Source organism: Streptomyces luteosporeus, from assembly GCF_039532865.1.
Taxonomy (GTDB): Bacteria; Actinomycetota; Actinomycetes; order Streptomycetales; family Streptomycetaceae; genus Streptomyces; species Streptomyces luteosporeus.
The window spans coordinates 235,097-255,645 of record NZ_BAAASL010000005.1 but is presented as its reverse complement, the minus strand read 5'-3'; the positions used below and the strand labels follow the sequence as shown (position 1 = coordinate 255,645).

Here is a 20,549-nt window from a genome sequence, read left to right as displayed (position 1 = left end):
CACCAGTGAGCGTCACGGCAGCCAAGGGCTTCACGGCGGCGGGCATCGCCGCCGGGATCAAGGACAGCGGCAGCCCCGACCTGGCCCTCGTGGTCAACCAGGGCCCCCGCCTGGCCGCCGCGGGCGTCTTCACCGCCAACCGCGTCAAGGCCGCACCCGTCCTGTGGTCCCAGCAGGTGCTGGGGGGCGGCCGGGTCTCCGCCGTCGTCCTCAACTCCGGCGGCGCCAACGCCTGCACCGGCCCCGCGGGCTTCCAGGACACCCACGCCACCGCCGAAAAGGCGGCAGCCGTCCTCGGCCACAGCGCCGCGGAGATCGCCGTCGCCTCCACCGGCCTGATCGGCGTCCGGCTGCCCATGGACGCCCTCCTGCCCGGCATCGAGAAGGCCGCCGCCGAACTGTCCCCCCACGGCGGCGAGAAGGCCGCCATCGCCATCAAGACCACCGACACCGTGCACAAGACCGCCGTCGCCGAGGGCGACGGCTGGACGGTCGGCGGCATGGCCAAGGGCGCCGGCATGCTCGCACCGGGCCTCGCCACCATGCTCGTCGTCCTGACCACCGACGCCGACGTCGAGGCCGCCGGACTGGACGCCGCGCTGCGCGCCGCCACCCGCACCACCTTCGACCGCGTCGACTCCGACGGCTGCATGTCCACCAACGACACCGTCCTGCTGCTGGCCTCCGGCGCCTCCGGCACCACCCCCGAGCCCGGCGCCTTCGCCGAGGCCGTACGGACCGTGTGCGACGACCTGGCCCGCCAGCTGATCGGCGACGCCGAGGGCGCCACCAAGGACATCCGCATCGAGGTCGTCGGCGCCGCCACCGAGGACGACGCGGTCGAGGTCGGCCGGTCCATCGCCCGCAACAACCTCCTCAAGTGCGCCCTGCACGGCGAGGACCCCAACTGGGGCCGGGTGCTCTCCGCCATCGGCACCACCTCCGCCGCCTTCGACCCCGACAAGCTCAACGTCGCCATCAACGGCGTCTGGGTCTGCCGCGACGGCGCCGCCGGCGAGGACCGCGACCTGGTCGACATGCGCTACCGGGAAGTACGCATCACCGCCGACCTGGCCGAGGGCACCGAGTCCGCGGTCATCTGGGCCAACGACCTGACCGCCGACTACGTCCACGAGAACAGCGCCTACTCCTCATGACCACGACCGACGCGACGGGCACGACCCGCAAGCACACCGCCCTGCCCAAGGCCCAGATCCTCGTCGAGGCCCTGCCCTGGCTCACCCGGCACCACGGCAAGACCGTCGTCATCAAGTTCGGCGGCAACGCCATGGTCGACGAGGAGCTCAAGGCCGCCTTCGCCCAGGACGTCGTCTTCCTGCGGCACGCCGGCCTCAAGCCCGTCGTCGTGCACGGTGGCGGCCCCCAGATCAGCGCCCACCTCGACCGGCTGGGCATCCCCTCCGAGTTCAAGGCCGGGCTGCGGGTGACCACGCCCGAGGCGATGGACGCCGTCCGCATGGTGCTCGCCGGCCAGGTGCAGCGCGAACTCGTCGGACTGCTCAACCGGCACGGCCCCCTCGCCGTCGGCCTCACCGGCGAGGACGCCCACCTGATGACGGCCGTCCAGACTTACGCCCACGTCGACGGCGAGCGCGTCGACATCGGGCGGGTCGGCGAGATCAGCGCCATCGACACCGGAGCGGTCACCGCGCTCCTCGACGACGGCCGCATCCCCGTCATCTCCTCCATCGCGGGCGGCGCCGACGGCGTCTACAACGTCAACGCCGACACGGCCGCCGCCGCGCTCGCCGCCGCCCTCGGCGCCGAGACCCTCATGGTCCTCACCGACGTCGAGGGCCTGTACGCCGACTGGCCGCACAGCGACGAGGTCATCAGCCAGCTCACCGCCGGCGAGCTCGAGCGGCTGCTGCCGGAGCTGTCCAGCGGCATGGTGCCCAAGATGCAGGGCTGCCTGCACGCCGTGCGGGGCGGCGTGAACACCGCGCGCGTGATAGACGGACGGGTCCAGCACGCGATCCTTCTGGAGATCTTCACCGACGAGGGCATCGGCACCATGGTCGTGCCGGACCCCGAGCCCACGAAGCAGGAGGACGCGTGAGCAACGCCGACCTGACCGCGCGCTGGCAGGGCGCGCTCATGGACAACTACGGCACCCCCCGCATCCCGCTCGTGCGCGGCGAGGGCAGCGCCGTGTGGGACGCCGACGGCAAGCGCTACCTCGACTTCGTGGGCGGCATCGCCGTCAACGCCCTCGGCCACGCCCACCCCGCGATCGTCCGGGCCGTCTCCGACCAGATCGCCACCCTCGGCCACGTCTCCAACCTCTTCTGCGCCGAACCCACCGTCCGCCTCGCCGAACGCCTCCTGGAACTCGCCGGCCGCCCCGGCCGCGTCTACTTCGGCAACTCCGGCGCCGAGGCGATCGAGGCCGCCTTCAAGATCGGCCGGCGCACGGGCCGTACCCACATGGTGGCCGCGAGCGGCGGCTTCCACGGCCGCACGCTCGGCGCCCTCGCCCTGACCGGCCAGCCCGCCAAGCAGGAACCCTTCCTGCCGCTGCCCGGCGACGTCACGCACGTGCCGTACGGCGACGCCGACGCGCTGCGCGCCGCCGTCACCCCCGACACCGCGCTGGTCGTGCTGGAACCGGTGCAGGGCGAGAACGGCGTCGTCGTCCCCCCGGCGGGCTACCTGGCCGCCGCCCGCGAGATCACCACGCGGACGGGAACGCTGCTGGTCCTGGACGAGATCCAGACAGGTGTGGGCCGCACCGGACACTGGTTCGAGCACCTCGCCCAGGGCGTGCAGCCCGACGTCGTCACCCTCGCCAAGGGCCTCGGCGGCGGCCTGCCCATCGGGGCCACCCTCGCCTTCGGGCCCGCCGCCGACCTGCTGACGCCTGGTCAGCACGGGTCGACCTTCGGCGGCAACCCCGTCGCCTGCGCCGCCGCCCTCGCCGTCCTCGACACCCTCGCCGCCGACGGCGTCCTCGACCACGTCAAGCGCGTGGGCGCACTCCTGCGTGACGGAATCACGGCCCTCGGCCACCCGCTGGTCGACCACGTCCGTGGTACAGGCCTGCTGCTGGGTATTGTCCTTGGCGAGCCCCTCGCACCGCAGGTGCAGCAGGCGGCCCAGGAAGCCGGCCTGCTGGTGAACGCGGTCGCGCCCGACGTGGTGCGACTGGCCCCGCCGCTGATCCTCACCGAGGACGAGGCGGAGACGTTCTGCCGGGCGCTGCCGGGCGTCCTGGACGCCGCCGGGGGAGGGGCACACGGGGAACGACGATCCGGAGACTGACGAAAAAGATGACCGAGGCGCAGGAGACCGAGCCGGTCCACGGCGGACAGGCCGTGCCGCAGACCCGCACCGCACGCCACCGCCGGATCGTGGACATCCTCGGCCGGCAGGCCGTCCGGTCGCAGAGCCAGCTCGCCCGGCTGCTCGCCGAGGACGGCCTGTCCGTCACCCAGGCCACCCTCTCCCGCGACCTCGACGAGCTGGGCGCCGTCAAGATCCGCAACACCGGCGGCGAGCTGATCTACGCGGTCCCCTCCGAGGGCGGCGACCGCACCCCGCGCGCCCCCCTCGGCGAATCCGCCACCGAGGCCCGCATGGCCCGGCTGGCCGCCGAGCTCCTCATCTCCGCGGAGGCCTCGGCCAACCTCGTGGTCCTGCGCACGCCCCCGGGCGCCGCCCAGTTCTTCGCCTCGGCCATCGACCAGGCGGGCGTGCACGAGATCATCGGCACCATCGCCGGCGACGACACCGTCCTGCTCATCAGCCGCGACCCCACCGGCGGCCAGGCCCTGGCGGATCACCTGCTGCGCCTGGCCCAGAAGGAACGCTGAAGCGGGCGCCGCCGCCGGGCGGCGCCGGCCTCCCGGCAGGGGGCCCGGACCAACGAGAGAAGCCCCTGATCAGCGGTTTCCCGCTGATCAGGGGCTTCTCTCGCACCGTGTCGGGACGGCGGGATTTGAACCCACGACCCCTTGACCCCCAGTCAAGTGCGCTACCAAGCTGCGCCACGTCCCGGTGCCGCGTCCCTCCGGGCGTTTCTTCCCGGTGGGGCGTGCAGGAAGAAAATATCCTGTTCCGCGCTGTGATCCAAATCGGGGGGTGTCAGCGCCTGCGAGCGAAGGTGTCCGTGGGGATGCCGACCACGAGCCCGCCGGGCAGGCGGAGGGGGACCGTCTCGCCGTAGGCGAACGCTTCACGACGTGTGTACTTCCCGTCTCTTGGCTCGGACAGCAGCGTGCACTGCCCGGCGAACGGGTCGACGATCAGGAACGCCGGCACGGCGGCCCGGGCGTACTGCTCCTCCTTGAGGGCGAGGTCGCCCTCGTCGTGCCTCGTGGACACGATCTCCGTCGCGGCCAGCAGGTCCTCGCACGAATAGGGCTCGTGGCGCGAGCCGCCCCGGAGGATCGACACTTCCGGCACGCGGGGGGCCTGTCCCGGGAACTCGATCAGCACGCGGCACAGTGCTCGCTCCAGCGGGAGGCCCGCTGCGACCACCGCCTCCTGGATGCTGTGTTCTGTCTCGCTGTGGGTGCCTGTCCGCATCGAAATGACGATCCGGTCACCCACCACGTCGATCTTGATACCTCCCTGGTGCTTGCAGATGGCGTGGAAGGTTTTGACGAGGCTGTCGAGTGGCCAAGGCATGCACCCAGCTTCTGGTGCGCGGTCCCCGCGCGGACACCGCTCGGCAACATTCACCCTCACGCGCTATTGACGAAACATACGGCAGAGCGCATAGTTATACCTACCAGCGCATGAGAGCCCAGCGCAGCGCACCGCACCGTGAGGAGAACCCCGTGACCGAGCGCGTCGTACTCGCCTACTCCGGCGGCCTTGACACCTCCGTCGCCATCGGCTGGATCGCCGAGGAGACGGGCGCCGAGGTCATCGCCGTCGCCGTGGATGTCGGCCAGGGCGGCGAGGACCTCGACGTCATCCGCAAGCGCGCGCTCGCCTGCGGGGCGGTCGAGGCCGAGGTCGCGGACGCCAAGGACGAGTTCGCCGAGGAGTACTGCCTGCCGGCGATCAAGGCCAATGCCCTGTACATGGACCGGTACCCGCTGGTCTCCGCCCTCTCGCGGCCCACCATCGTCAAGCACCTGGTCGCCGCCGCGCAGAAGCACGGTGCGAGCACCGTGGCCCACGGCTGCACCGGCAAGGGCAACGACCAGGTGCGGTTCGAGGCGGGCATCTCCTCGCTGGCGCCGGAGCTGAAGTGCATCGCCCCCGTCCGGGACTACGCCATGACCCGGGACAAGGCGATCGCCTTCTGCGAGGCCAAGGGCCTGCCGATCGCCACCACCAAGAAGTCGCCGTACTCCATCGACCAGAACGTCTTCGGGCGGGCCGTCGAGACCGGCTTCCTGGAGGACATCTGGAACGCCCCGATCGAGGACGTCTACGACTACACCGCCAACCCCGCCACCCCCCGCGACCCCGACGAGGTGGTCATCACCTTCGACAAGGGCGTCCCCGTGGCGATCGACGGCAAGGCCGTCACCGTCCTGCAGGCCATCCAGCAGCTCAACGACCGGGCCGGTGCCCAGGGCGTCGGGCGGATCGACATGGTCGAGGACCGGCTGGTGGGCATCAAGTCGCGGGAGATCTACGAGGCGCCCGGCGCCATCGCGCTGATCACCGCGCACCAGGAGCTGGAGAGCGTCACGGTCGAGCGCGAGCTCGCCCGCTTCAAGCGGCAGGTCGAGCAGCGGTGGAGCGAGCTGGTCTACGACGGCCTGTGGTTCTCCCCGCTCAAGCGGGCCCTGGACGGCTTCATCGCCGAGGCCAACGAGCACGTCAGCGGTGACGTCCGGATGACCCTGCACGGCGGCCGGGCCGTCGTCACGGGCCGGAAGTCGGCGCAGTCGCTGTACGACTTCAACCTCGCCACCTACGACACGGGCGACACCTTCGACCAGTCCATGTCCAAGGGCTTCATCGAGATCTTCGGCCTGTCGTCGAAGATCGCGGCCAAGCGGGACCTGGCGTGAGCGAGCAGCAGGACGTACGCCTGTGGGGCGGCCGGTTCGCCGACGGGCCGGCCGAGGCCCTGGCGAAGCTGTCGGCCTCCGTCCACTTCGACTGGCGGCTCGCCCCGTACGACATCGCCGGCTCCCGCGCCCACGCCCGGGTGCTGCACAAGGCCGGGCTGCTGACGGACGACGAGCTCACCCGCATGATCGAGGGGCTGGGGCTGCTGGAGGCCGACGTGGCCGCCGGCACCTTCACCGGCACGGTCGCCGACGAGGACGTGCACACGGCCCTGGAGCGCGGTCTGCTGGAGCGGCTGGGCCCCGAGCTGGGCGGCAAGCTGCGGGCGGGGCGTTCGCGCAACGACCAGGTGGCCACGCTCTTCCGGATGTACCTGCGCGACCACGCCCGCATCATCGGCGGTCTGATCGCCGACCTGCAGGAGGCGCTGGTGGGCCTGGCCCAGGACCACGCGGACGTGGCCATGCCCGGGCGCACGCACCTGCAGCACGCCCAGCCGGTGCTCTTCGCGCACCACGTGCTCGCGCACGTGCAGGCGCTGTCGCGGGACGCCGAGCGGCTGCGGCAGTGGGACGAGCGCACGGCGGTCTCGCCGTACGGTTCCGGTGCGCTGGCGGGCAGCAGCCTCGGTCTGGACCCGGAGGCGGTCGCCGCCGACCTCGGCTTCGAGCGCGGCAGTGCGGGCAATTCGATCGACGGCACGGCGTCGCGCGACTTCGTGGCCGAGTTCGCCTTCATCACGGCGATGATCGGCGTCGACCTGTCGCGGATCGCGGAGGAGGTCATCATCTGGAACACGAAGGAGTTCTCCTTCGTGACCCTGCACGACGCCTTCTCCACCGGCTCGTCGATCATGCCGCAGAAGAAGAACCCCGACATCGCCGAGCTGGCGCGCGGCAAGTCGGGCCGGCTGATCGGCAACCTCACCGGGCTGCTGGCCACCCTCAAGGCCCTGCCGCTGGCGTACAACCGCGACCTGCAGGAGGACAAGGAGCCGGTCTTCGACTCCTGCGACCAGCTGGAGGTCCTGCTGCCGGCCTTCACCGGGATGATGGCGACCCTGACCGTCCACCGCGAGCGCATGGAGGAGCTGGCCCCGGCCGGTTTCTCGCTGGCCACCGACATCGCCGAGTGGCTGGTGCGCCGGGGCGTGCCCTTCCGGGTGGCGCACGAGGTCGCCGGCGCCTGCGTCAAGGAGTGCGAGGCGCGCGGCATCGAGCTGGACGAGCTGACCGACGAGCAGTTCGCGGCGATCTCCCCGCACCTGACGCCCGAGGTCCGCTCGGTGCTGAACGTGCCGGGCGCGCTCGCCTCCCGCAGCGGCCGCGGCGGCACGGCGCCCTCGGCGGTGGCGGTGCAGCTGCAGGAGGTCAAGGCGGACCTCGCCGTGCAGCGCGCCTGGGCACAGGCCCGCCGGGGCTGACCCCCGACCGTGTGACATCGATAACCCGAATGAGACACTCGTGTCTCATTCGGGTTATCGTTGTTGCATGAGCCTCGACAGAGCACGCGTACTGAAGGAGGCTGCCGCCCTGCTCAGCCGCAAGGGCACCGCCTCCATGGACGAGATCGCCAAGGCGGCCGGAATCAGCCGGGCCACCCTCCACCGCCACTTCGCCGGGCGCGACGCGCTCGTACGGGCCCTGGAGCAGCTGGGCATCGAGCAGTTCGAAGCGGCCCTGGAGCGGGCGCGGCTGGAGGAGGGGGACGCCGCCGAGGCGCTGCGCCGCCTGGTGGTGTGCGCCGAGCCCGTCGCGGGGCTGCTGTCCTTCCTCTACACCGAGAACCAGCTCTTCGAGCTCGACGTCAACGAGGGCTGGAACCGCCTGGACGCCCGGGTCCAGGCGCTGTTCCTGCGGGGCCAGGAGGAGGGCGCCTTCCGGGTGGACCTCTCACCCGCCTGGCTCACCGACGCGCTGTACGGGCTGATCGCCTCGGGCGCGTGGGCCGTGCACGATGGGCGGGTGGCCGCCAAGGACCTCACGCGCGTGATCTGCGAGCTGCTGCTGGGCGGCGCTCGGCGGAGGGCGGAGCGATGAGCGGCGAGACCGGCACCGCCGCCCGCGGGGAGCTCCACGGCGCCCGCGACCGCCGGCCGGGGCGCTGGCTGGCCCTGGCCGTCCTGGCCCTGGCCGTGCTGCTGGTGGCCGTCGACGCCACCGTCCTGGGCCTGGCCACGCCCTTCCTCAGCGAGGACCTGCGCCCCTCGGGCACGCAGCTGCTGTGGATCGGCGACGTGTACTCCTTCGTCATCGCCGGTCTGCTGGTCTCCATGGGCAGCCTCGGCGACCGCATCGGCCGCAAGCGGCTGCTGCTGTGCGGCGCGGTGGCCTTCGGCGCGGTCTCCGTGCTGAACGCCTACGCCTCCAGCCCCGAGATGATGATCGCCGCCCGGGCCCTGCTGGGCGTGGCGGGCGCGACGCTGATGCCCTCGACGCTGGCCCTGATCCGCAACATCTTCCAGGACCCGCAGGAGCGCAGCCTGGCCATCGGCATCTGGGGCGCCATGGCCTCCGCGGGCGCGGCCGTCGGCCCGGTGGTGGGTGGCTTCCTGCTGGAGAACTTCTGGTGGGGCTCGGTCTTCCTGATCAATCTGCCCGTGATGGCCGTGCTCGTCCTCGTCGGCATCAAGCTCCTGCCGGAGTCCAAGGACCCCGCGCCGGGGCCGTGGGACCTGCCGAGCGTGCTGCTGTCCATGGCCGGCATCGTGGCGGTGGTCTACGCCATCAAGGAAGGGGCCACGCACGGGCTGTCGTGGCAGGTCGGCGGGATCGCCGCGTTCGGCGTGCTGGCCCTGACCGGCTTCGTCCGCCGGCAGCTCTCGCTGGACGCGCCCCTGCTGGACATGCGCCTCTTCCACCACCGGGGCTTCTCGGCCGCGGTCCTGGCGGATCTGCTGACGGTGCTGGGTCTGTCCGGGATGGTCTTCTTCCTCTCCCAGTTCCTCCAGCTCGTCCAGGACCGCAGTCCGCTGGAGGCCGGCCTGGCCGAGCTGCCGGCGGCCATCGGCGCGGTGACGGCCGGCCTGCTCGCGGGCCAGGCCGCCCGCCGGTGGTCGGTGCGCTCGGTGGTGGCCGGCGGGCTGGGCGCGATCGGGCTGGCGCTGGCGGCGCTGATGTGGCTGAGTGCGGGCACCGACTACCCGGTGCTGGGGGCGGTGCTGCTCGTCGTCGGCGTCGGGGCGGGCCTGTCGTTCACCGTCACCGCCGACGTCATCCTCTCCAGCGTGCCCAAGGAGCAGGCCGGTTCGGCCGCGGCGGTCTCCGAGACGGCGTACGAGCTGGGTGCGGCGCTCGGTATCGCGGTGCTCGGTTCGATCGTCACCGGCGTCTACCGGGACTTCGCGGTGCCCGCCGGCATTCCGCCGGCCTCGGCCGCCGAGGCCCGTGAGTCCCTCGGCGGTGCCGTGGAGTCGGCGGGCGCCCTGCCGGCCGACCTGGGAGACGCGCTGCTGGGCTCGGCGCGCGACGCCTTCGTCGAGGGCCTGCGGATCGCCTCCGGCGTGGGCGCGCTGGTGCTGCTGGCGACGGCCGTCGCGGCCTGGTTCCTGCTGCGCGGGCAGCGGCTGGAGGAAGGGTACGGCGGCTGAGCCGACCGCGATGAGCGGCGCACGGCTCAGCTGAGCAAACACCACAGGGGCCGGGGTGGGCAACCCCCGGTCCCTGTGACGTTTACCAGCCGGTAACTCTCTTGACGCGGTCCTGACGGCCCGGAGAGCATCACGTCCACCGGTCGACAATGTCGAACGCGGTTCGTGACCACTCGTCCCACTCGTGGCCCGTCCACGCGCCCGAAGGAACCCCCCATGCGTCTGCGCACCACAGCCCGGCTCCTGGCCGCCGCGGCGGCCGCCGCCCTGAGCCTGCTGGGCCCCACCGCCGCCCCCGCCTCCGCCTCCGTCCTGGACGTGCCGCCGTCGGGCGCCAACGACTGGTCCTGCAAGCCCGACTCCGCGCACCCGCAGCCCGTCGTGCTGGTCAACGGCACCTTCAAGCTCATGGCCGAGAACTGGGCCAAGCTCTCGCCGAAGCTCAAGGAGGCGGGCTACTGCGTCTTCGCCTTCAACTACGGCCACCTGGAGACCGACCCCGTCCCGCAGTCCGCCGCCGAACTGCGCGACTTCGTCGAGGCCGTGCGCGGCGCGACCGGCGCCGCGAAGGTCGACATCGTCGGCCACAGCCAGGGCGGCATGATGCCCCGCTACTACGTGAAGTTCCTCGGCGGCGCCGACAAGGTCGACGACCTCATCGGCATCGTGCCCTCCAACCACGGCACGAAGAACCCGCTGGCCATCCCCACCGGCTACGCCTTCTGCCCCGCCTGCCTCGACCAGCGCTGGGGCTCGGACCTGCTCGCCCGGCTCAACGAGGGCGGCGAGACGCCGGCCGGCCCCGACTACACCGTCATCACCACCCGCCACGACGAGGTCGTCATCCCCTACACCAGCGCCCTGCTGACCGGGCCCGCCGAGCACCTGACCAACGTCGTGCTCCAGGACACCTGCCCGCTCGACCCCTTCATGCACGACCAGGCCACCAAGGACCCGGTCGTCGCCCAGTGGGTCCTCAGCGCCCTCGAACGCAAGGGCCCCGCCGACCCGGGCTTCCAGCCTCGGTGCTTCGGCGGGGCGTGACGCGGAGTGCCGCGCGGCGCGTCAGGCGGCCTTGGCCTGGCGCGCCTTGGTGGCGTACATGTCGACGTACTCCTGGCCCGACAGGCGCATGACCTCGCTCATCACCTCGTCGGTGACGGCCCGCAGGACGTAGCGGTCGCGGTCCATGCCCTCGTAGCGGGCGAAGTCCAGCGGCTCGCCGAAACGCACCGTCACCGGCGCGATGCGCGGCACGCCCTTGCCCGAGGGCTGTACCTTGTCGGTGCCGATCATCGCGAACGGCACCACGGGCGCCCCCGTCATCAGCGCCAGGCGCGCGATGCCGGTCCGGCCGCGGTACAGGCGGCCGTCGGGGGAGCGGGTGCCCTCCGGGTAGATGCCGAAGACCTTGCCCTCCTCCAGCACCCGGCGGCCCGTCATCAGCGCGGCCACACCGCCGTTGCCGCCGTCCCGGTCGACCGGGATCATGCCGGAGGTGGTGAAGAACCAGGCCATCAGCCGGCCCTTGAGGCCCGTGCCCTTGACGTACTCGTCCTTGCCGATGAAGTACACCTGCCGCTCGACGACGAGCGAGAGGAACAGCGAGTCGATGAACGTCGTGTGGTTGCCCGCGAGGATGACCGGCCCGCTGCCGGGGATGTGCCGGGCCCCCTCCACCGTGGGGCGGTACAGGACGCGCATCAGCAGTCCGAGGAAAGCCTTGAGCAGGATGCGGGACAACGGACCCTCCGGTCGTGGTGTTCGGTCGGGCGCACACGGGCGCGGTCGAAGACGATACTCGCGGGTACCGTCGGTGCGCACACCTGGTTGACCGACTTGAAACGCAGTGTTGACGTGAGTTTTCACTCCGTTCCGTTTCTCGTCCCCTGAGAAGAAGCCGTAGGTACATACGATCAGCCGGCGATGGCAACGGCTGGACAAGGAGAGTTCATGCATCAGGAGCAGCGGCCGGGCAGGCGCACGGTGCTGGGGGCCGCGGCGGCCCTGGGCGCGGGAGCGATGACCCTGGGCGGCGGGGTGGCCCCGGCAGCGGCAGCGGCGCCGGCCCCGGCGTCCAGAGGCGGTGGCGGTTCGTACAAGGATCTGCCCGTGCCCACCGTCATCGGCCATCGCGGAGCCTGCGGCTACCGGCCCGAGCACACCCTCGGCTCGTACGAGTACGCGCTCGCCATGGGGGCCGACGTCATAGAACAGGACGTCGTGCCCACCAAGGACGGGCACCTCGTCTGCCGCCACGAGAACGACATCACCGCCACCACGGACGTCGCCTCCCACCCCGAGTTCGCCTCCCGCAAGACCACCAAGACCGTGGACGGCGAGAAGCACACCGGCTGGTTCACCGAGGACTTCACCCTCGCCGAGCTCAAGACGCTCCGGGCCAAGGAGCGCATTCCCGGCAACCGGCAGCACAACACCCTCTACGACGGGTACTGGCAGGTGCCCACGTTCGAAGAGGTGCTCAAGTGGGCCGAGGAACAGGGCCGCAAGCGCGGCCGCCGCATCTGGCTGCACGTGGAGACCAAGCACCCCACCTACTTCCGCAAGGCCGGCCTCGGCCTCGAGGAACGCCTCGCCAAGCTGCTGCGCCGCTACAACCGCTCCGGCCGGGGCGGCCACACCTTCCTGCAGTCCTTCGAACCCAGCAGCCTGCAGCGCCTGGGCCGGCTCGGCATCGACTGCCCCAAGATCCTCCTCCTCGACGACCTGCCCACCCGCCCCTGGGACTTCGTCGAGGCCAAGGACCCGCGCACCGTGGCCGACCTCATCACCCCCGCCGGCCTGAAGTGGGTCTCCGGCTTCGCCCAGGGCATCGGCCCCTGGCTCAACCTCATCATCCCGCGCGACGCGGCCGGCAAGCTCACCAAGCCCACCACCCTGGTGCGCGACGCCCACTCGGCGGGCCTGATCCTGCACCCGTACACGATGCGCAACGAGAACTCCTTCCTCCCGGCGGACTTCCAGCGCGGAACGGACCCCAACGCGTACGGTGACGCGTTCGGGGCGTTCAAGACGTACTTCGCGACGGGCATCGACGGCATCTTCTCCGACAACCCCGACACGGCGGCGCTGGCGCGCGACGCGCACGGCAGGCGCTGACGCGCAGTCACGGGGGCTCCGCCCCCGTGCCCCGGCCGGGGCTTCGCCCCGGACCCCCGGGGGGGGGGTGCTGCCCGGTGGGCCGGTTTGTGCCCACCCTCCCCCATAGGCCTGAACGGCCATGGGGGGACCCCCATCGCCCTGCGGCACGATTGCCCGCAAACCGGCGGGTGCCGAATCCAGCCCGTCCGGCGTTTGAGGACACCGGGCGGAGCCCGGTCCGGGGGTGCTAGGGGGCGGCAGCCCCGCTAGGAGACGGGGAGTGGGGGCACCTCCCAGCGGTAGCTGGGGGCGGCGGGGCCGGGGCACGGCCCGCCGCAGGCGGCGCCACCCCGAACGGGTGAATCCGGTGGCCGGTGGAAACCGGCCACCGGCCGGCCACGTCACCGCCCCCGTGAACGCCCAAGATCTTCTGACCCGCTACGGCCCGCTGCTCAAAGCGGAGTGCGCCGCCGAAGCCCCCGCAGCCGGCATCGACGCCGCCGACCTGGAGCACGACGTCTGGGTGCGCCTCCTCGACGCGAAGGCCGCGGTCTCGGCGCACGGCTTACGGGCCGCCGTCCGCGCCGTCGCCCGCCGTGCCCGGCGCCGGGCACGGCGCGAGGTGCCGTACGCCACCGCCCCCGACGCCGCCGCGCCCGGCGTGGAGCAGGCGGTGCTGGACGCCGAGTCCGGCCGGGAGCTGCGGGCGGCGGTGCGCCGGCTGCCGGGCCGCTGTGCGGGTTTGCTGTCTGCGATGTTGTCCCGCAAGGACCCGACCTACCGCGAAATCGCAGGGAAGTTGGGAATCTCACAAGGCTCTTTGGGGCCCATCCGTTCCCGTTGCCTGGGATGCCTGCGCAGAATGCTCATCGCGGAGATTGCCGCTCCTGGCCCTTGGGGAAAGGAGCGTTAACGAACCGAAACAGGGGAGGCAGGCGCACATGGGCATGAGCGTGACCATCTCGGCCGCGGCCGAGGCCGATGCCGAGCGGATCCTCAAACTCCAGTACTTGTGCTACCAGAGCGAGGCGGAGCTCTACGGGGACTATTCGATCGAGCCCCTGACTCAGTCCCTCGACGACCTGCGCGCCGAACTGGGCCGCGGCTGCGTGCTCGTGGCCCGGCTCGGCGAGGAGGTCGTCGGTTCGGTGCGCGCCTCGGTGGGCGCGGACGGCACCGCGGACATCACCGGTCTCATCGTGCATCCCCGGATGCAGCGGCACGGCCTGGGCGGCAGGCTGCTGGCGGCGATCGAGGAGCGGCTGGCGGGGGAGTGGTCCGCCAAGCGCTATCGCCTGGCCACGGGGCAGCGCAGCGAGGGCAACCTGCGGCTGTACCGCAAGTGGGGCTACGAGCGCACCGGCACCGAGCAGGTCTCCAGGGTGCTGACGCGCATCACCCTGGAGAAGGACGCCCCGGCCGCCCTGGCGACCACGGCCTGAGCCGCGTGCGGCCTCAAGCCGGCGCCCGGCGCAGCCAGATCATGGCGGTCACCGGCAGGACGACGGGGATGAAGAGGTACCCCATGCCGTAGTCGGACCAGACGGTGGCGTCGGGGAAGGACGAGGGGGCGAGCAGGGTCCACGTCCCCACGATCAGCACTCCGGCCAGCTCGGCGGCGCAGCACACCAGCGCCGCCCTGCGGGCCCGCCGTCCGCCGCGCACCAGCGAGTAGGTGATGAAGGCGTAGACGACGGCGGCCGCCGCCGACAGGACGTAGGCCAGCGGCGCCCGGCCGAAGTCCAGGATCATCTGGACGACGGAGCGGGAGGCGGCCGCCACGGTGAAGACGCCGTAGAGCCAGACCAGCAGCCGGCCCGGGCCGTGCCCGAGGTCGAATCCGGTGCTCTCGGCGGTGTCGCCGGCGCGTACGGGCTCTGCCATGTCAGCCTCCCCAGATGTCGTAGAGCCGCACTTCGAGCACGGCGAGGACCACGGCGCCCGCGGCCACGGTGGCCGAGCCCCAGCGGGTGCGCTCGGCCAGCGACATGAAGCCGGCGGCCGGTACGGCGGCGGCCGCGCCCAGCAGGTAGGCCACGAAGATCGTGGTGCCCTGGGCCGGCCGGTCGCCGCCGGCGAGGCGGACGACGCCTATGACGAGCTGCACCAGGGCCAGCACGGCGACCACGGCCATGCCGATGAAGTGCCAGTCCTTGGTGGGTTCGTCGCGCGCGAAGGCGAAGCCGCACCAGGCGGCCAGTGCGAGGGCGGCCAGGCCGGCCGCGAGAGTCAGCGCGTCGATCACCGCGGCCCCCCGGCGGTGCGGGCGTGCGAATGGGGCATGACAGGCATGGGACGACTGTAATGGCCCGGTGCGCCCGGTCCGCGCGCGGGCCCGCGCGGGCCCGCGGTGTCCTTGGCACGAGCCCCTGATGTCCATGAGGTGAGCGGTACTGTCCGGTATTCGGACAGACGTGGCCTGTTCGCACACCCTTCTGTTTTACTTGCCCGCATGACCGCGACGAGCACCCGCATGATTGCGACCGAGGCGAAGATGACGCCCGGCGCTGCGCGTCGCATGTGTCGAATGTGTGACTGCTGAGGGCCCCTGTGCCTCGCGCCCCGAAGCGAGACCCCGTCGATACCGCCCGGCGACACCCCGGATCCGGATCGCACCGCCCCGCGTCACACGGACCCCCTGGCCCGCGCCCCCGGCGCCCGCAGGGACCGCCCGATGTCGCGTTCCGCAATGCATGCCCGTGCCGGCGCCGTCGTCGCCGCGCACTCGAACAGTGACGGAATCCTTCTGTGATCACCACACAAGGCCTGAGCAAGGTCTACCGCTCACGCGGCCGCGAGGTCACCGCCCTCGACGGCGTCGACCTCCACGTGCGCGAGGGCGAGGTGTACGGCGTCATCGGCCAGAGCGGCGCCGGCAAGTCGACCCTCATCCGCTGCGTCAACCTCCTGGAGCGCCCCACCTCCGGCACGGTCACCGTCGCCGGCCAGGACCTCACCGCGCTCGCCGGCCGCGGCCAGCGGGCGAACGCCGCGCTGCGCACGGCCCGCAGCCACATCGGCATGGTCTTCCAGCACTTCAACCTGCTCTCCTCGCGCACCGTGCAGGCCAACGTCGAGCTGCCGCTGGAGATCCTCGGCCTCGACCGCCGCGAGCGCGAGCGCAAGGCGGTGGAGCTGCTCGACCTCGTCGGCCTCGCCGACAAGGCCCGGGCCTACCCCGGCCAGCTCTCCGGCGGCCAGAAGCAGCGCGTCGGCATCGCCCGCGCCCTGGCCGGCGACCCCAAGGTGCTGCTCTCCGACGAGTCGACCTCCGCGCTCGACCCGGAGACCACCCGCTCCATCCTCCAACTGCTGCGCGACCTCAACCAGCAGCTCGGCCTGACGATCATGCTCATCACCCACGAGATGGACGTCGTCAAGACGATCTGCGACTCCGCCGCCCTGATGAAGGCCGGCCGCGTCGTGGAGTCGGGCACCGTCTCCGAGCTGCTCGCCACCCCCGGCTCCGAGCTCGCCGCCGAGCTGTTCCCCGTCGGCGGCGAGCCCTCCGGGCCCGACCGCACCGTCGTGGACGTCACCTTCCACGGCGAGGCCGCCACCCAGCCGGTCATCTCCCAGCTCTCGCGCACGTACAACATCGACATCTCGATCCTGGGCGCCGCGATGGACACCGTCGCCGGCAAGCAGATCGGCCGGATGCGCATCGAGCTGCCCGGCCGCTTCGAGGAGAACGTCGTCCCCATCGGCTTCCTGCGCGAGCAGGGCCTGCAGGTGGACGTGGCGGACGTGCAGAGCCCGCCCCCCGCCGCCCCGCTCCTGAAGGAAGGTGCCAAGTGACCTGGGCCGAGATGCAGCCCCTGCTGCGCGACGCGTGTCTGGACACCCTCTTCATGGTGTGGTGGTCCACCGTCTACGCCGTCATCGGCGGCCTGCCCCTGGGCCTGCTGCTCGTGCTGACCGACCGGGGCGCGCTGCTGCAGAACGCCGCCGTCAACAAGGTGCTCGGCGCGATCCTCAACCTCGGGCGCTCGCTGCCGTTCATCATCCTCATCGTCTGGCTGATCCCCTTCAGCCGGCTCGTCGTCGGCACCTCCATCGGCCCCAGCGCCGCCGTGGTCGCCCTCGCCATCGGCGCGATCCCCTTCTTCGCCCGCCTGGTGGAGACCGCGGTCCGCGAGGTCGACCACGGGCTGGTCGAGGCCGTCCAGTCGATGGGCGGCGGCACCTGGACGATCATCTTCAAGGTGCTGCTCCCGCAGGCGCTGCCCTCCCTGATCGCCGGCCTGACCACCACCGTCATCACCCTCATCGGCTACTCGGCCATGGCCGGCGCCGTCGGCGGCGGCGGCCTGGGCAACCTCGCCATCACCTACGGCTACCAGCGCCGCGAGGACGCCCTGATGAACATCACCATCGTGCTGCTCATCGTCATCGTCACCGTCGTCCAGATCGCCGGCGACCTCGCCGTACGCCGCCTGGCCTCCCGCGGCGGCCGCCAGGCCGCCCCCGTGGGCCTGCGCCGGCTGCTGCCCGCCCAGCGCACGACGACCACCCCCACCACCCCGGACCCGGCCGCCCCCGAGGCCGACGCCGTCCCCACCAAGGCGGCCTGACCGGACCCACCCCCCCACAGACCCGCGAGAGCCCGGACCCTTTGCCGGGCGCACACACCTCCGGAACACCAGAAACACCAGCAAGGAAGGCACTCTTCGTGCGTACCACCGCCAAGCTCACCGCCGCCCTCGCGGCCGCCGCCGCCCTCACCCTCGGCGTCACCGCCTGCAGCGCCCCCTCCGACACCTCCGGCAGCTCGTCCAAGAAGGGCAAGGACGCCGACCCCGCGGCCAAGCTCGTCGTGGCCGCCAGCCCCACCCCGCACGGCGACATCCTCAACTTCGTCCGCGACCACCTCGCCGCGAAGGCCGGCCTCAAGCTGGAGGTCAAGGAGTTCAACGACTACGTCCTGCCGAACACCGCCACGCAGAACGGCGAGGTCGACGCGAACTTCTTCCAGCACAAGCCCTACCTCGACGACTTCAACAAGAAGAACAAGACGGACATCGTGCCCGTCGTCAACGTCGAGATCGAGCCGCTCGGCCTGTACTCCAAGAAGGGGAAGAAGGTCGCCGACCTCGGCTCCGGCTCCACCATCGCCGTCCCCAACGACGCCACCAACGAGGGACGCGCCCTGAAGCTCCTCGCCGACAACGGCGTCATCAAGCTCAAGGACGGCGTCGGCGCCGCGGCCCGGCTCTCCGACGTCGAGGACAAGAAGGGCGTCGAGTTCACCGAGCTCGAAGCCGCCCAGATCCCCTCCCGCCTCGCCGACGTGGACGCCGCCGTCATCAACGGCAACTTCGCCATCAGCGCCAAGCTCAGCCCGGCCAAGGACGCCATCGCCCTGGAGAAGGCCGACGGCAACCCCTACGCCAACTTCCTCGCGGTGAAGAAGGGCAACGAGGCCGACCCCCGCATCACCAAGCTCGCCCAGCTGCTCAACTCCGACGAGGTGAAGAAGTTCATCCAGGAGAAGTTCAGCAACGGCGCCGTCATCCCCGCCTTCGGCCCCGTCAAGAGCTGACACCTTGTAACCTCGGCCCTCCGTACGGTCGTAAGGCCCCGCGCACACAACACCCCGTGCGCGGGGCCCTGCGCTTGGCGCACCCGCCCGCCGATGCTGCATGCTGGTGCACCCGGGCCCCACCCGTACACCCCGAGCCCACCCGCCCCCGGCGTTGGAGCAGCGCATGACATCCACCTTTCCGGACATCTCCATCAGTACGGACCGGCTGGTGCTGCGCCCGTTCGAGGCAGGCGACGTCCCCGCGCTCGCCGAGATGATGAACGACGAGCTCATCACCGCCTGGACCGCCGCCCCCCACCCCTACACCACCGCCGACGCCCGCGACTGGGCCCTGCGCCGCGCCCCCGCCGAACGCTCCACCGGGCGCGGAATCGTCTTTGCGGTCACCGAGTTCCTCACCCACCGCCTCGTGGGCACCCTCCACCTGCGCAACACCGACTGGCGCACCCTGACCACCGAGGTCTCCTACGTCACCGCCCCCTGGGCCCGCGGCGAGGGCTACGCCTGCGAATCCCTCCTCGCCGTCGCCGAATGGCTCTTCCGCGACCAGCGCTTCCAGCGCCTGGAACTGCGCACCGCCGCCGACAACACCGCCGCCCAGCAGGTCGCCCAGAAGGCCGGCTGCGTCAGCGAGGGCGTCCTGCGCAACGCCTGGATAGGCCGCAGCCGCACCGAAGGTGCCGGCTGGACCGAGATCCGCACCGACCTCATCCTGTGGAGCCTGCTGCCGGAGGACCTCGACGACGGCGAGGACCACCACCCCGTCGGCTGGGACCGCGCCGGCCACCCCTCCCACGCCGCACCCGCCTTCCCGCTCTGGCGCTGACCGGCACCCACGCCGCGCAGCCCCGGCCGGCACCGGCCGGGGTACGCTCGGTGCTGCCCGCCCCCACGGGGGCCCGACCTGCGACAAGCCCAGGAGACAGACGACGATGGCCGACCGGGTCACGGTGATCGGCTGGGACGGCTCACCGCTGACGGCCGCGGCCCGCTCGGCCCTCGCAGCCGCCACCCTCGTCGCCGGCGCACCCCACCACCTGGCCCTGCCCGAGGTGCCCGCCGACGCCGAACGCATCCGCCTCGGCAGCCTCGACCTCGCCGCCCGCCGCATCGCCGCCCACCGCGGCTCCGCCGTCGTCCTCGCCGACGGCGACCCCGGCTTCTTCGGCGTCGTACGCACCCTGCGCGCCCCCGACTACGGCCTGGAGATCGAGGTCGTCCCCGCCGTCTCCTCCGTCGCCACCGCCTTCGCCCGGGCCGGCATGCCCTGGGACGACGCCCAGGTCGTCGTCGCCCACGCCCGCGACCTGCGCCGCGCCGTCAACGTCTGCCGCGCCCACCCCAAGGTCGCCGTCCTCACCTCCCCCGGCGCCGGCCCCGCCGAACTCGCCCTGCTGCTCGGCGACGTCCACCGCACCTTCGTCATCTGCGAGGAACTGGGCACCGAGCGGGAGCAGGTCACCGTCGTCACCTCCGACCGGGCCGCCGACCACACCTGGCGCGACCCCAACGTCGTCATCGTCATCGGCGGCTCCGGCACCCCCCTCGGCCGCGGCGGCACCTGGATCGCCGGCCGCGACCCCGGCCAGCCCCCGGCCGTCCGCGGCTGGGCCCTGCCCGCCGGCGCCTACGACACCACCCTCGGCGAGGGCGAGGGCACCGAACTGCGCGCCGCCCAACTCGCACGCCTCGGCCCCCGCGTGGGCGACCTGGTCTGGGACATCGGCTCCGGCAGCGGCGCCGCCGCCGTCGAGGCCGCCCGCTTCGGCGCCGCCGTCATCGCCGTCGACCGCGACCCCGACGCCTGCCGCCGCGCCGCCTCGCTCGCCCGCCGCTACGGCACCCAGCTGCAGGTCGTCCACGGCACCGCCCCGCAGATCCTGGAGGAACTCCCCGAACCGGACGTCGTCCGCGTCGGCGGCGGCGGCCCCGCCGTCGTCGCCGCCTGCGCCGACCGCCGCCCCGAACGCATCGTCACCCACGCCGCCACCCGCGACGACGCCGAAGCCGTCGGCCGCGTCCTCGCCGAAGGCGGCTACACGGTGCACTGCACACTGCTCCAGGCAGTGGACTTGGACACAGGCGACTGGACGGAGCGCGAGCGCGCCGTAGCCTTCCTCCTGAGTGGCCGTCGCACCCACCCCTGAGGGCCCCCGGGCCCGGTCGGGGTAGGCTGGCGGATCGTTGTGCCGCCGGTCAGCGGTGTCCGACACCACACCCGTCAATGCCCCGAACGCCTCACCCTTTTGGCGCATACAGGGCAGGGTGGCACCGGTGGCACACAACGTGCCGCGAGGCATGGACGCTCGTTGTTGT

21 protein-coding genes and 1 tRNA gene are annotated in these 20,549 nt (G+C 72.1%); 17 read left to right on the top strand and 5 right to left on the bottom strand.

What is annotated here, in order from left to right:
- The first annotated feature begins 5 nt into the window (after nt 1–5).
- The 4 genes from argJ to ABD361_RS08350 are packed head-to-tail and all read left to right on the top strand — an operon-like array spanning nt 6 to nt 3,833.
- Complete coding sequence (gene argJ, locus ABD361_RS08365; protein ID WP_344434197.1) at nt 6–1,157, top strand: bifunctional glutamate N-acetyltransferase/amino-acid acetyltransferase ArgJ; 1,152 nt, start codon at nt 6–8, stop codon at nt 1,155–1,157.
- On the top strand, nt 1,154–2,080 hold the full coding sequence (argB, locus tag ABD361_RS08360) for an acetylglutamate kinase (protein ID WP_344434196.1): 927 nt from the start codon (nt 1,154–1,156) through the stop codon (nt 2,078–2,080). The genes argJ and argB overlap by 4 nt, the downstream gene beginning before the upstream one ends.
- Nucleotides 2,077–3,282, top strand: coding sequence for an acetylornithine transaminase (locus tag ABD361_RS08355; protein WP_344434194.1), 1,206 nt, complete (start codon nt 2,077–2,079; stop codon nt 3,280–3,282). Before argB ends, ABD361_RS08355 begins: the two co-directional genes overlap by 4 nt.
- An 8-nt stretch (nt 3,283–3,290) precedes the next feature.
- A complete protein-coding gene (locus ABD361_RS08350) occupies nt 3,291–3,833 on the top strand; it encodes an arginine repressor (RefSeq protein ID WP_344434193.1) in 543 nt (180 codons plus the stop codon).
- Between the two features lie 110 nt (nt 3,834–3,943).
- On the opposite strand, the gene ABD361_RS08345 is transcribed toward ABD361_RS08350, so the two are convergent.
- A tRNA-Pro gene (locus ABD361_RS08345) sits at nt 3,944–4,017 on the bottom strand.
- 87 nt (nt 4,018–4,104) lie between these two features.
- Nucleotides 4,105–4,650: a Uma2 family endonuclease gene (locus tag ABD361_RS08340; protein WP_344434191.1), complete on the bottom strand. Its 546-nt coding sequence runs from the start codon at nt 4,648–4,650 to the stop codon at nt 4,105–4,107.
- Between the two features lie 152 nt (nt 4,651–4,802).
- Here ABD361_RS08340 and ABD361_RS08335 point away from each other — a divergent pair, with 152 nt between their 5' ends.
- The 5 genes from ABD361_RS08335 (at nt 4,803) to ABD361_RS08315 (ending at nt 10,630) form a co-directional block, all read left to right on the top strand.
- Nucleotides 4,803–5,996, top strand: coding sequence for an argininosuccinate synthase (locus ABD361_RS08335; protein WP_344434190.1), 1,194 nt, complete (start codon nt 4,803–4,805; stop codon nt 5,994–5,996).
- Nucleotides 5,993–7,420 carry an argininosuccinate lyase gene (gene argH, locus ABD361_RS08330; RefSeq protein WP_344434189.1) on the top strand — a complete coding sequence of 476 codons (1,428 nt, stop codon included), beginning with the start codon at nt 5,993–5,995 and terminating at the stop codon, nt 7,418–7,420. Before ABD361_RS08335 ends, argH begins: the two co-directional genes overlap by 4 nt.
- Before the next feature lie 67 nt (nt 7,421–7,487).
- Nucleotides 7,488–8,036, top strand: coding sequence for a TetR/AcrR family transcriptional regulator (locus ABD361_RS08325; RefSeq protein WP_344434188.1), 549 nt, complete (start codon nt 7,488–7,490; stop codon nt 8,034–8,036).
- Entirely contained in the window at nt 8,033–9,586 is a 1,554-nt protein-coding gene (locus ABD361_RS08320; RefSeq protein WP_344434187.1) for an MFS transporter, read from the top strand. The genes ABD361_RS08325 and ABD361_RS08320 overlap by 4 nt, the downstream gene beginning before the upstream one ends.
- Nucleotides 9,587–9,802: 216 nt before the next feature.
- The gene (locus ABD361_RS08315) at nt 9,803–10,630 is read left to right on the top strand and encodes an alpha/beta fold hydrolase (RefSeq protein ID WP_344434186.1); all 828 of its coding nucleotides are present in this window, start codon (nt 9,803–9,805) and stop codon (nt 10,628–10,630) included.
- A gap of 21 nt (nt 10,631–10,651) precedes the next feature.
- On the opposite strand, the gene ABD361_RS08310 is transcribed toward ABD361_RS08315, so the two are convergent.
- Entirely contained in the window at nt 10,652–11,329 is a 678-nt protein-coding gene (locus ABD361_RS08310; protein ID WP_344434184.1) for a lysophospholipid acyltransferase family protein, read from the bottom strand.
- Nucleotides 11,330–11,539: 210 nt separating this feature from the next.
- Between ABD361_RS08310 and ABD361_RS08305 the strand changes: the two genes are divergently transcribed.
- The 3 genes from ABD361_RS08305 to ABD361_RS08295 all read left to right on the top strand — a co-directional run bounded on the left by ABD361_RS08305 (nt 11,540) and on the right by ABD361_RS08295 (nt 14,130).
- Complete coding sequence (locus ABD361_RS08305; protein ID WP_344434183.1) at nt 11,540–12,706, top strand: glycerophosphodiester phosphodiesterase; 1,167 nt, start codon at nt 11,540–11,542, stop codon at nt 12,704–12,706.
- Between the two features lie 394 nt (nt 12,707–13,100).
- Nucleotides 13,101–13,601: a sigma-70 RNA polymerase sigma factor region 4 domain-containing protein gene (locus tag ABD361_RS08300; RefSeq protein WP_344434285.1), complete on the top strand. Its 501-nt coding sequence runs from the start codon at nt 13,101–13,103 to the stop codon at nt 13,599–13,601.
- Nucleotides 13,602–13,629: 28 nt separating this feature from the next.
- Nucleotides 13,630–14,130 (top strand): GNAT family N-acetyltransferase, encoded by a 501-nt coding sequence (locus ABD361_RS08295; protein WP_344434180.1) that lies wholly within the window; start codon nt 13,630–13,632, stop codon nt 14,128–14,130.
- A gap of 13 nt (nt 14,131–14,143) precedes the next feature.
- Here ABD361_RS08295 and ABD361_RS08290 read toward each other — a convergent pair whose 3' ends face one another.
- Entirely contained in the window at nt 14,144–14,572 is a 429-nt protein-coding gene (locus ABD361_RS08290) for a hypothetical protein (protein ID WP_344434179.1), read from the bottom strand.
- A gap of 1 nt (nt 14,573) precedes the next feature.
- The gene (locus ABD361_RS08285; protein ID WP_344434178.1) at nt 14,574–14,933 is read right to left on the bottom strand and encodes a hypothetical protein; all 360 of its coding nucleotides are present in this window, start codon (nt 14,931–14,933) and stop codon (nt 14,574–14,576) included.
- 503 nt (nt 14,934–15,436) lie between these two features.
- Between ABD361_RS08285 and ABD361_RS08280 the strand changes: the two genes are divergently transcribed.
- The 5 genes from ABD361_RS08280 to cbiE all read left to right on the top strand — a co-directional run bounded on the left by ABD361_RS08280 (nt 15,437) and on the right by cbiE (nt 20,380).
- Nucleotides 15,437–16,486: a methionine ABC transporter ATP-binding protein gene (locus ABD361_RS08280; protein ID WP_344434177.1), complete on the top strand. Its 1,050-nt coding sequence runs from the start codon at nt 15,437–15,439 to the stop codon at nt 16,484–16,486.
- Entirely contained in the window at nt 16,483–17,262 is a 780-nt protein-coding gene (locus tag ABD361_RS08275; protein ID WP_344434176.1) for a methionine ABC transporter permease, read from the top strand. The genes ABD361_RS08280 and ABD361_RS08275 overlap by 4 nt, the downstream gene beginning before the upstream one ends.
- 98 nt (nt 17,263–17,360) lie before the next feature.
- Complete coding sequence (locus ABD361_RS08270) at nt 17,361–18,230, top strand: MetQ/NlpA family ABC transporter substrate-binding protein (protein WP_344434175.1); 870 nt, start codon at nt 17,361–17,363, stop codon at nt 18,228–18,230.
- Nucleotides 18,231–18,396: 166 nt separating this feature from the next.
- Nucleotides 18,397–19,059: a GNAT family N-acetyltransferase gene (locus ABD361_RS08265; RefSeq protein WP_344434174.1), complete on the top strand. Its 663-nt coding sequence runs from the start codon at nt 18,397–18,399 to the stop codon at nt 19,057–19,059.
- A 106-nt stretch (nt 19,060–19,165) separates the two neighbouring features.
- The gene (gene cbiE, locus ABD361_RS08260; protein ID WP_344434173.1) at nt 19,166–20,380 is read left to right on the top strand and encodes a precorrin-6y C5,15-methyltransferase (decarboxylating) subunit CbiE; all 1,215 of its coding nucleotides are present in this window, start codon (nt 19,166–19,168) and stop codon (nt 20,378–20,380) included.
- Nucleotides 20,381–20,549: the final 169 nt, after the last annotated feature.

Coding starts and splice junctions, on each gene's coding strand:
- ABD361_RS08315 (WP_344434186.1), top strand. CDS start 9,803: ATGCGTCTGCGCACCACAGCCCGGCTCCTGGCCGCCGCGGCGGCCGCC.
- ABD361_RS08320 (WP_344434187.1), top strand. CDS start 8,033: ATGAGCGGCGAGACCGGCACCGCCGCCCGCGGGGAGCTCCACGGCGCC.
- ABD361_RS08265 (WP_344434174.1), top strand. CDS start 18,397: ATGACATCCACCTTTCCGGACATCTCCATCAGTACGGACCGGCTGGTG.
- ABD361_RS08350 (WP_344434193.1), top strand. CDS start 3,291: ATGACCGAGGCGCAGGAGACCGAGCCGGTCCACGGCGGACAGGCCGTG.
- ABD361_RS08290 (WP_344434179.1), bottom strand. CDS start 14,572: ATGGCAGAGCCCGTACGCGCCGGCGACACCGCCGAGAGCACCGGATTC.
- cbiE (WP_344434173.1), top strand. CDS start 19,166: ATGGCCGACCGGGTCACGGTGATCGGCTGGGACGGCTCACCGCTGACG.
- ABD361_RS08325 (WP_344434188.1), top strand. CDS start 7,488: ATGAGCCTCGACAGAGCACGCGTACTGAAGGAGGCTGCCGCCCTGCTC.
- argB (WP_344434196.1), top strand. CDS start 1,154: ATGACCACGACCGACGCGACGGGCACGACCCGCAAGCACACCGCCCTG.
- ABD361_RS08295 (WP_344434180.1), top strand. CDS start 13,630: ATGGGCATGAGCGTGACCATCTCGGCCGCGGCCGAGGCCGATGCCGAG.
- ABD361_RS08305 (WP_344434183.1), top strand. CDS start 11,540: ATGCATCAGGAGCAGCGGCCGGGCAGGCGCACGGTGCTGGGGGCCGCG.
- ABD361_RS08340 (WP_344434191.1), bottom strand. CDS start 4,650: ATGCCTTGGCCACTCGACAGCCTCGTCAAAACCTTCCACGCCATCTGC.